At 60.1% G+C, this 8,714-nt stretch carries 8 protein-coding genes; 6 read left to right on the top strand and 2 right to left on the bottom strand.

Annotated elements, in window-relative coordinates; translation table 11 throughout:
• Positions 1 to 92: 92 nt before the first annotated feature.
• Positions 93 to 407: a 3-phosphoglycerate kinase gene (locus tag LVD08_RS06595; protein ID WP_202369388.1), complete on the bottom strand. Its 315-nt coding sequence runs from the start codon at positions 405 to 407 to the stop codon at positions 93 to 95.
• 49 nt (positions 408 to 456) lie between these two features.
• Between LVD08_RS06595 and LVD08_RS06600 the strand changes: the two genes are divergently transcribed.
• The 5 genes from LVD08_RS06600 (at position 457) to aqpZ (ending at position 5,673) form a co-directional block, all read left to right on the top strand.
• Complete coding sequence (locus LVD08_RS06600; protein WP_027614550.1) at positions 457 to 1,380, top strand: LysR family transcriptional regulator; 924 nt, start codon at positions 457 to 459, stop codon at positions 1,378 to 1,380.
• Between the two features lie 14 nt (positions 1,381 to 1,394).
• Complete coding sequence (locus LVD08_RS06605; protein WP_027614549.1) at positions 1,395 to 2,198, top strand: alpha/beta fold hydrolase; 804 nt, start codon at positions 1,395 to 1,397, stop codon at positions 2,196 to 2,198.
• Between the two features lie 3 nt (positions 2,199 to 2,201).
• The gene (locus tag LVD08_RS06610) at positions 2,202 to 2,765 is read left to right on the top strand and encodes a peptidylprolyl isomerase (RefSeq protein WP_027614548.1); all 564 of its coding nucleotides are present in this window, start codon (positions 2,202 to 2,204) and stop codon (positions 2,763 to 2,765) included.
• 88 nt (positions 2,766 to 2,853) lie between these two features.
• Positions 2,854 to 4,686 (top strand): ABC transporter ATP-binding protein, encoded by a 1,833-nt coding sequence (locus LVD08_RS06615; RefSeq protein WP_247267768.1) that lies wholly within the window; start codon positions 2,854 to 2,856, stop codon positions 4,684 to 4,686.
• Positions 4,687 to 4,977: 291 nt separating this feature from the next.
• Entirely contained in the window at positions 4,978 to 5,673 is a 696-nt protein-coding gene (aqpZ, locus tag LVD08_RS06620) for an aquaporin Z (protein WP_247267769.1), read from the top strand.
• A gap of 158 nt (positions 5,674 to 5,831) precedes the next feature.
• Here the strand turns inward: aqpZ and LVD08_RS06625 are convergent, their stop codons facing one another.
• Positions 5,832 to 6,956, bottom strand: a complete 1,125-nt coding sequence (locus LVD08_RS06625; protein ID WP_247267770.1) for a GNAT family N-acetyltransferase — start codon at positions 6,954 to 6,956, stop codon at positions 5,832 to 5,834.
• Between the two features lie 278 nt (positions 6,957 to 7,234).
• Between LVD08_RS06625 and LVD08_RS06630 the strand changes: the two genes are divergently transcribed.
• Entirely contained in the window at positions 7,235 to 8,557 is a 1,323-nt protein-coding gene (locus LVD08_RS06630; RefSeq protein WP_007966005.1) for a putative porin, read from the top strand.
• Positions 8,558 to 8,714 lie beyond the last annotated feature (157 nt).

An 8,714-nucleotide genomic window follows, 5' to 3' on the forward strand; every position in this document is an offset into this window, starting at 1 on the left:
GAGCCTGCTCGCGATTGCGGTGTGTCAGGTACATCAGGATTTAACTGACACACCGCAATCGCGAGCAGGCTCACTCCTACAGGGGATTGCCGTTATTTCGGGGAGCAGCTCAAATCGATGCGCAGCCTGATGATCTCGCGGGAGAACTTGGCCGTGGCATTCGTATGCTTGCGGGCCGGGATTTCGATGTTGCGCGTACGCGGTGCTTCCGGACCATTGTTGAAAACGACTTTGCAGGTCGCGTCGACATCACCGTAGTTGGCGACCCGGATGGAGCCGATGTCTTTGTCGGTGTCGAAGGTCTCGTAGTCGATCTTCAAGCCATTGAGGTTCTTCTGCACATCGATCGGGTAAGCAAACGCAGTCAGCGGCAGCAACGCGAGCACCACACAACAGAATTTTTTCATTCGCCAGTCTCCATGAGGGACGGCCAGCTTAGGACAAGAGGAGCTATTGATGAAAGCGCCCCGCGTGACCCTTGATCAATGGCGAACATTGCAGGCCGTGGTCGACCACGGTGGTTTCGCCCAGGCCGCCGAGGTTCTGCACCGTTCGCAATCGTCGGTGAGTTATACCGTCGCCCGCATGCAGGACCAGCTCGGCGTGCCGTTGCTGCGCATCGACGGACGTAAAGCGGTGCTCACCGAAGCCGGCGGCGTACTGCTGCGCCGCTCGCGACAACTGGTGAAACAGGCCAGCCAACTGGAAGACCTCGCCCACCACATGGAGCAAGGTTGGGAAGCCGAAGTGCGGCTGGTGGTCGATGCGGCTTACCCGAGCGCACGTATCGTGCGGGCGCTGACCGCGTTCATGCCGCAGAGCCGCGGCTGCCGCGTGCGTCTGCGCGAGGAGGTGTTGTCGGGGGTCGAGGAGGTCTTGCTCGAGGGCGTGGCCGATCTGGCAATCACCGGCCTGAGCATCCCCGGCTACCTCGGCGCGGAATTGAGCGACGTCGAATTTGTCGCGGTCGCCCACCCTGATCACGCGCTGCATCGGCTCAACCGCGAACTGAGCTTCCAGGACCTGGAAACCCAGATGCAGGTGGTGATTCGCGACTCCGGCCGCCAGCAACCACGCGACGTTGGCTGGCTCGGCGCCGAACAGCGCTGGACCGTCGGCAGCCTCGCCACGGCTGCCACGTTCGTCAGCAGCGGCCTGGGCTTTGCCTGGCTGCCACGGCACATGATCGAACGGGAATTGAAGGAAGGCACGCTCAAGCTGCTACCGTTGGATCAGGGTGGCAGCCGCAACCCGAGCTTCTATCTGTATTCGAACAAGGACAAACCGCTGGGCCCGGCCACACAAATCCTCATCGAACTGTTGCGCACCTTCGACACTTTGCCGCTTGACGCACCGTTCGCCGCCCCCGAGCAAGCCTGACACGGAGTTCACCGATGGCCTATTTCGAACATGAAGGTTGCAACCTGCACTACGAGGAATATGGCCACGGCACCCCGTTGCTACTGGTTCACGGACTGGGTTCGAGCACCCTGGACTGGGAAATGCAGATCCCGGCGCTGTCGGCGCACTACCGGGTGATCGTTCCGGATATACGTGGTCACGGTCGCTCGGACAAACCTCGCGAGCGCTACAGCATCGCCGGGTTCAGCGCCGATCTGCTGGCGTTGATCGAACACCTGAAACTCGGCCCGGTACATTACGTCGGGCTGTCGATGGGCGGGATGATCGGCTTTCAGTTCGGCGTCGATCAGCCGCAAATGCTGAAAAGCCTGACCATCGTCAACAGCGCCCCCGAGGTCAAACTCCGCAGCCGCGACGATTACTGGCAATGGTTCAAGCGCTGGAGTCTGATGCGCGTGCTGAGTCTGGCGACCATCGGCAAGGCGCTGGGCGGCAAACTTTTCCCCAAGCCTGAACAAGCTGATCTGCGGCAGAAAATGGCCGAACGCTGGGCAAAAAACGACAAACGTGCTTATCTCGCCAGCTTCGATGCGATTGTTGGCTGGGGCGTTCAGGAACGACTTTCCCGGGTGACCTGTCCAACGCTCATCGTGACTGCCGACCGTGACTACACACCGGTGGCACTGAAAGAAACCTATGTAAAACTGCTGCCCGATGCGCGGCTGGTGGTCATCGCCGATTCGCGCCACGCCACCCCGCTCGATCAACCCGAACGCTTTAACCAAACGCTGCTGGCGTTCCTTGCCACAGCCGATACTCAATCTCAGGATTACTGACCCATGTTGAAAAAACTCGCCCTCGCCGCCGGCACCGTGCTGTTTGCTGCCAACCTGATGGCTGCCACGCCTGCAAAAGCACCGCACGTGCTGCTGGACACCACCAACGGCCAGATCGAAATCGAACTGGATCCGGTCAAGGCGCCAATCAGTACCAAAAACTTTCTGGATTACGTCAACAGCGGCTTTTACACCAACACCATTTTCCATCGCGTGATCCCGGGTTTCATGGCTCAGGGCGGCGGTTTCACCCAGCAGATGCAACAGAAAGAGACCAAGGCACCGATCAAGAACGAAGCCAGCAATGGCCTGCACAACGTTCGCGGCACCTTGTCGATGGCCCGTACCTCCAACCCTGATTCGGCCACCAGCCAGTTCTTCATCAACGTCGCCGACAACGCCTTCCTCGATCCGGGCCGTGATGCCGGTTACGCGGTATTCGCCAAAGTGGTCAAAGGCATGGACGTGGTCGACATCATCGTCAACTCGCAGACCACCACCAAACAGGGCATGCAAAACGTGCCTGTCGACCCTGTGATCATCAAGTCGGCCAAAGTCATCGACTAAGCTGTACAGGGCGTTTCGAGCGGCGCTGGCCTGAAGCCGCGCCGCTCACACCGATAAAAGGAGAGCCCGGCATCCGGGCGGTTATCTGATGCTCTATCGCCGTTTCGAACAACTGATCGACATATTCCGCGACGCCCCCACGGCCTCCCCGCCGGATCGTGTCTGGCCCTTCTATACCTATTACCTCAAGCAGGTCTGGCCGAGTTTTGCCGCCCTGCTCGTCGTCGGCCTGTTTGCCGCGTTGATCGAAGTGGCGCTGTTCAGCTACCTGAGCCGCATCATCGACCTGGCCCAGGGCACGCCCAACCCGAATTTCTTCAGCGACCATGCCCTCGAACTGACGTGGATGGTGGTGGTCGCCCTGGTGCTGCGGCCGATCTTTTTCGGCCTGCACGACCTGCTGGTGCACCAGACCCTGAGCCCGGGGATGACCAGCATGATCCGCTGGCAGAACCACAGTTACGTGCTCAAGCAGAGCCTGAATTTCTTCCAGAACGACTTCGCCGGGCGCATCGCCCAACGCATCATGCAGACCGGCAACTCGCTGCGCGATTCGGCGGTGCAAGCGGTGGATGCGCTGTGGCACGTGGTGATCTACGCGATCAGTTCGCTGGTGCTGTTCGCCGAAGCCGACTGGCGCCTGATGATCCCGCTGCTGACGTGGATCGTCGCCTACATCGGCGCGCTGTATTACTTCGTGCCACGGGTGAAAGAGCGTTCGGTGCAAGCTTCCGACGCGCGCTCGAAACTGATGGGACGAATCGTCGACGGCTACACCAACATCGCCACCCTCAAGTTGTTCGCCCACACCAACTTCGAACAGCATTACGCCAAGGAAGCCATCGAAGAACAGACGGTCAAGGCGCAGATGGCCGGCCGCGTGGTGACCAGCATGGACGTGGCGATCACCACCATGAACGGTCTGCTGATCGTTGGCACCACCGCGCTGGCGCTGTGGCTGTGGACGCAGTCGCTGATCACTGTCGGCGCGATCGCCCTCGCCACCGGTCTGGTGATTCGTATCGTCAATATGTCCGGCTGGATCATGTGGGTAGTCACCGGCATCTTCGAAAACATCGGCATGGTGCAGGACGGTCTGCAGACCATCTCGCAACCGGTCAGCGTCACTGATCGCGAGCAGGCCAAACCGCTGGCCGTGGCTCGTGGCGAAGTGCGTTTCGAGCACGTGGATTTTCACTACGGCAAGAAGAAAGGCATCATCGGCGACCTCAATCTGAACATTAAACCCGGCGAGAAAATCGGTCTGATCGGGCCGTCCGGCGCCGGTAAATCGACCTTGGTCAACCTGCTGCTGCGCCTGTATGACGTAGAGGGCGGACGCATCCTGATCGATGGGCAGAACATCGCCGAAGTCGGCCAGGAAAGCCTGCGCGCACGCATCGGCATGATCACGCAGGACACCTCCCTGCTGCACCGCTCGATCCGCGACAACTTGCTGTATGGCAAGCCTGACGCCACCGACGCCGAGCTCTGGGACGCGGTGCACAAGGCTCGCGCCGACGAGTTCATTCCGCTGCTGTCGGACGCTGAGGGCCGTACCGGTTTCGACGCGCACGTCGGCGAACGCGGGGTGAAACTGTCCGGCGGTCAGCGCCAGCGCATTGCGATTGCCCGGGTGCTGCTCAAGGACGCGCCGATCCTGATCATGGACGAAGCAACCTCGGCACTCGACTCGGAAGTCGAAGCGGCGATCCAGGAAAGCCTGGAAACCCTGATGCAAGGCAAAACCGTGATCGCCATTGCTCACCGTCTCTCGACCATCGCTCGCATGGATCGGCTGGTAGTGCTGGAAAACGGCAAGATCGCCGAGAGCGGTACCCACGCCGAACTGCTGGCGCATCGCGGATTGTATGCGCGGTTGTGGGCGCACCAGACCGGGGGATTTGTCGGGATCGATTGATCATTGAATCAATACAACTCCAATGTGGGAGGGGGCTCGCTCCCGAAAGCGGGGTGTCAGTACCGAACATTTGTCTGACACACCGCATTCGGGAGCAAGCCCCCTCCCACAATATATTGAGAACCGCCACAGCCCTCTAACCACGGGCTCTGGCGGTTTTTTGATGGCTGCTGGAAATCCATCCAAAGCGTGCTGTACTCAGCCAAGGTTCCAGCACGGAACCTGTCGTAAATCTGCAGGGAAGCACAACGCAATACAGTCTCGATAGCATGGGCTATCAAGGACTCTCTCATGTCTCTGTTCAAACGTTCAGTTACTGAGTTGTTGGGTACGTTCTGGCTGGTTCTGGGTGGTTGTGGCAGTGCGGTGCTCGCCGCGTCTTCGCCTCTGGGCATCGGAGTGCTGGGGGTGGCCCTGGCGTTTGGTCTGACGGTGCTGACCATGGCGTTCGCCATCGGCCACATCAGCGGATGTCATCTCAATCCGGCGGTATCGGTCGGGTTGGTGGTCGGCGTACGGTTTCCAGCAAAAGAGCTACCCGCCTACATCATCGCCCAAGTGCTCGGCGGGATACTCGCCGCCGCGCTGCTCTACTACATCGCCAGCGGCAAGGAAGGTTTCGACATCGCAGCAGGTCTGGCGTCCAATGGGTACGGCGAGCACTCGCCCGGCAAATACTCGATGGCGGCAGGCTTTGTCACCGAGCTGGTGATGACCGGGATGTTCGTGATCATCATCCTCGGCGCCACCGACAAACGCGCCCCGGCGGGCCTCGCACCGATTGCCATCGGCCTGGGGCTGACGCTGATTCACCTGATCTCGATTCCGGTCACCAACACTTCGGTCAACCCGGCTCGTAGCACCGGGCCGGCGCTGATGGTCGGCGGCTGGGCGATCGCGCAGTTGTGGATGTTCTGGGTCGCGCCGCTGATTGGCGCGATAGTGGGCGGGACGATTTATCGCTGGCTGGGCAAAGAGCAATCCTGAACCCACTGGAAATCCCCTGTGGGAGGGGGCTTGCTCCCGAAGGCGTCGTGTCAGTCATAGCTACCGTACTGACACACCGCATTCGGGGGCAAGCCCCCCCCCACACGAATAAATCAACCACCCCCGAGGATCGATGTCGGCCCCGTTTAAAGGCAAGCTCAGGCCTGGCGGTATGGCAAGGCTGTTCTGGCTTCCTCGGCGTACGCAAGGACGCCAGCACGTTCCTGTTGCAGGAAGTCTTTAACTGCGGCTTTCAGACCGGGATGACGCAGGTAGTGCCACGAGTGGGTGATCACCGGTTCAAAGCCGCGAATCAGCTTGTGCTCGCCCTGAGCGCCGGCATCAAAGCGCTGATACCCATGGGCAATCGCATAGTCCATGCCCTGATAGAAACATGTCTCGAAATGCAGCCGGTCAAACTCGGCCAGACATCCCCAATAGCGTCCATAGAAGCTGTCGCCCCCGACCAGACTGAAGGCCATCGCCACCGGCCGTGAACCCTGTCTGGCGAAGACCACCCGAATCGCCTCCGGCATCCGCGCAGCCAGCAGACTGAAAAACTCGCGCGTCAGGTACGGCGCCTGGCGGCGCACGGCGTAGGTGTTGGCATAGCAGGCGTAGACAAAATCCCATTGCGCCTCGTCCAGCTCACGCCCTTCCAGCCATTCGAATTCGAAGCCCTGCCCCGCCACCTGCTCGCGCTCTTTACGCATTTGCTTGCGCTTGCGCGAACTGAGCGCGTCGAGAAAATCCTGGAAGTCCCGATAACCGCGATTCTGCCAGTGATACTGACAGCCGATACGTTGCAGCCAGCCCGGCTGCTCGGCCATGGCGGCATCGGTGAACGGGTCGGTGAAATTGATGTGCGCGCTGGAAAGCTCTTCGATTTCCAGATAACCCGGCAGGCTCTTGAGCAGTTCGAAACCGTCTTCGACCCGGGCGGCCAGCAAGCGTGGTCCGCTGACCGGGCTGAACGGCACCGCCGTCAGCAGTTTGGGGTAGTAATCGATGCCGGCCCGGGCACAGGCATCGGCCCAGCCGTGATCGAACACGTACTCGCCATAGGAATGCCACTTGCGATAACTGGGCAGCGCCGCGATCAGCCGATCGTCTTCGACGTGCAGCAGATGCTCGGGCTGCCAGCCGGTATGGGGTCCGACGCTACCGCTGTCTTCCAGTGCGCTGAGGAACGCATGGCGCAAAAACGGCTGGTTCTCAGGCACCAGCGCGTCCCATGTCGCAGGGACGATTTCTGACAGGTTTTGCAGACGTTGCAACGGCATCAACTGGCTCTCCACATCTTGGCGTCAAAGCCCCGCGAGTATCGCTGATCGGCATCCATTGCACACGCTCATTCGGGCGACAGTGCTCTAGCTCAATAGTTCACGAGGACTTTGTATCGTCATCGACATGACATCACTTAGCCACTGCTCTGTCATAAACCATCGCGATACTCGCTCCTGTTTTTAGAGCGCCGGGGTCTACCCGGACACTGTTTTCCGACGTACGCGTCGGTGTGCCCCGGATGGTTCTGCCATCCCTCTCATCTTCGGAGATTGCTATGCGTCTTGCTTCCACGAAAACTGCGGCGGCCTTGTGCGGTGGCCTGTTGCTGGCCATGAGCGTTCCGGCCAGTGCTGCAGTCGACGCCAAACTGCTCGACATGCTCAAGGCCAACGGTTCCATTTCCCAGGCGCAGTACATCGAACTGCAAACTGAACTGGCCAAGGATCAGAAGGCTCAGCAAATCGCGCAGCAGGCGCAGCAAGAGACCAACGAGCAAATCGCGGCAACCGCGAAGAAAACCAACGAGCTGAGCTCCTTCGACCAGAAACTCGCCTGGGCCGCCAAGACCCAGTTCAAGGGTGACGTGCGTATCCGTCAGGAGACCGTCAAGATCGACGGCGAATCCAACAATGGTGGCCGTGACAAGGATCGCCAGCGTATCCGCGCACGTCTGGGGGCTTACACCGAGATCAACCCGCAAGTCGACACCGGCATCCGTATTGCCACCGGCGGCGGCGACGATGCCCGTTCGACCAACCAGGACATGGACAACTACTTCGACAAGAAGCAGATCTGGCTCGACCTGGGCTACATCGACTACCACCCGGATGCGATCAAGAACCTGCACGTGATCGGCGGCAAGATGCTGCAACCGTGGGTCAGCATGGGCGACGTGATCTGGGACAGCGACATCAACCCGGAAGGTCTGGCCGTCACCTACAAATATCCACTGGGCAGCAGCGCCGAACTGTTCGGCAGCCTGGGTAACTACACCCTCAAGGACAACGTCGACGGCGAAGGCGTGCAATTCCGTCACGACCTGCGTCTGACTGCCGGGCAGTTGGGCAGCCGTTTCGCGATCACCGACAACCTGAAACTGACCCTGGGCGGCAGCGTCTACGCCTACCAGAACGATGAAGACAGCCGCTGCACCGGGACATCCACACCGTGCGCGCTGTCGGTCAACGGCAACTCGGCCAACAACGAGTTCCGCCTGTACGAAGGTTTCAGCCAGATCGACATCGGCGGTCTGCCGATGCCGCTGTCGTTCTACGGTCAATACGTGAAGAACAACGATGCCGTGACCGACGCCGATACCGCGTGGCTGGTCGGCGCCAAGTCGAAAGTCTTCGGTCTGAACCTGGATTACAACTATCGTGACGTACAGCGTGACGCCGTGGTCGGCGCGTTCACCGACTCCGACTTCGCCAACGGCACCACCGGTTCCCGTGGGCACAAGTTCAAGGTCGGTTACGACATCGACAAGAACTTCGCCATCGGCGCCACGTACTTCCTGACCAAGGCCGACTTCTCCAGCCGTACCCAGCGTGACGCAGACACCAACACTCTGCAGCTGGATGCCGAAGCCAAGTTCTAAAAAGCGTCACCCTATAGCCTGATGCGGGCGGAACGATCCCCATCATCCGTTCGTTTCGTCCGCGCCGGGCTATTCTGCAGGAAGCAAAAAACCTGTAGGAGCTGCCGGAGGCTGCGATCTTTTGATCTTGTTTTTGAGGATCAAAAGATCGCAGCCT

Source organism: Pseudomonas sp. YL2 (genome assembly GCF_023063025.1).
Classification (GTDB): Bacteria; Pseudomonadota; Gammaproteobacteria; order Pseudomonadales; family Pseudomonadaceae; genus Aquipseudomonas; species Aquipseudomonas putida_A.

Bases quoted from the DNA above. Each gene is read 5' to 3' on its own strand.
- LVD08_RS06630 (WP_007966005.1), top strand. From the start codon at position 7,235: ATGCGTCTTGCTTCCACGAAAACTGCGGCGGCCTTGTGCGGTGGCCTG.
- LVD08_RS06615 (WP_247267768.1), top strand. From the start codon at position 2,854: ATGCTCTATCGCCGTTTCGAACAACTGATCGACATATTCCGCGACGCC.
- LVD08_RS06600 (WP_027614550.1), top strand. From the start codon at position 457: ATGAAAGCGCCCCGCGTGACCCTTGATCAATGGCGAACATTGCAGGCC.
- aqpZ (WP_247267769.1), top strand. From the start codon at position 4,978: ATGTCTCTGTTCAAACGTTCAGTTACTGAGTTGTTGGGTACGTTCTGG.
- LVD08_RS06625 (WP_247267770.1), bottom strand. From the start codon at position 6,956: ATGCCGTTGCAACGTCTGCAAAACCTGTCAGAAATCGTCCCTGCGACA.
- LVD08_RS06610 (WP_027614548.1), top strand. From the start codon at position 2,202: ATGTTGAAAAAACTCGCCCTCGCCGCCGGCACCGTGCTGTTTGCTGCC.
- LVD08_RS06605 (WP_027614549.1), top strand. From the start codon at position 1,395: ATGGCCTATTTCGAACATGAAGGTTGCAACCTGCACTACGAGGAATAT.
- LVD08_RS06595 (WP_202369388.1), bottom strand. From the start codon at position 407: ATGAAAAAATTCTGTTGTGTGGTGCTCGCGTTGCTGCCGCTGACTGCG.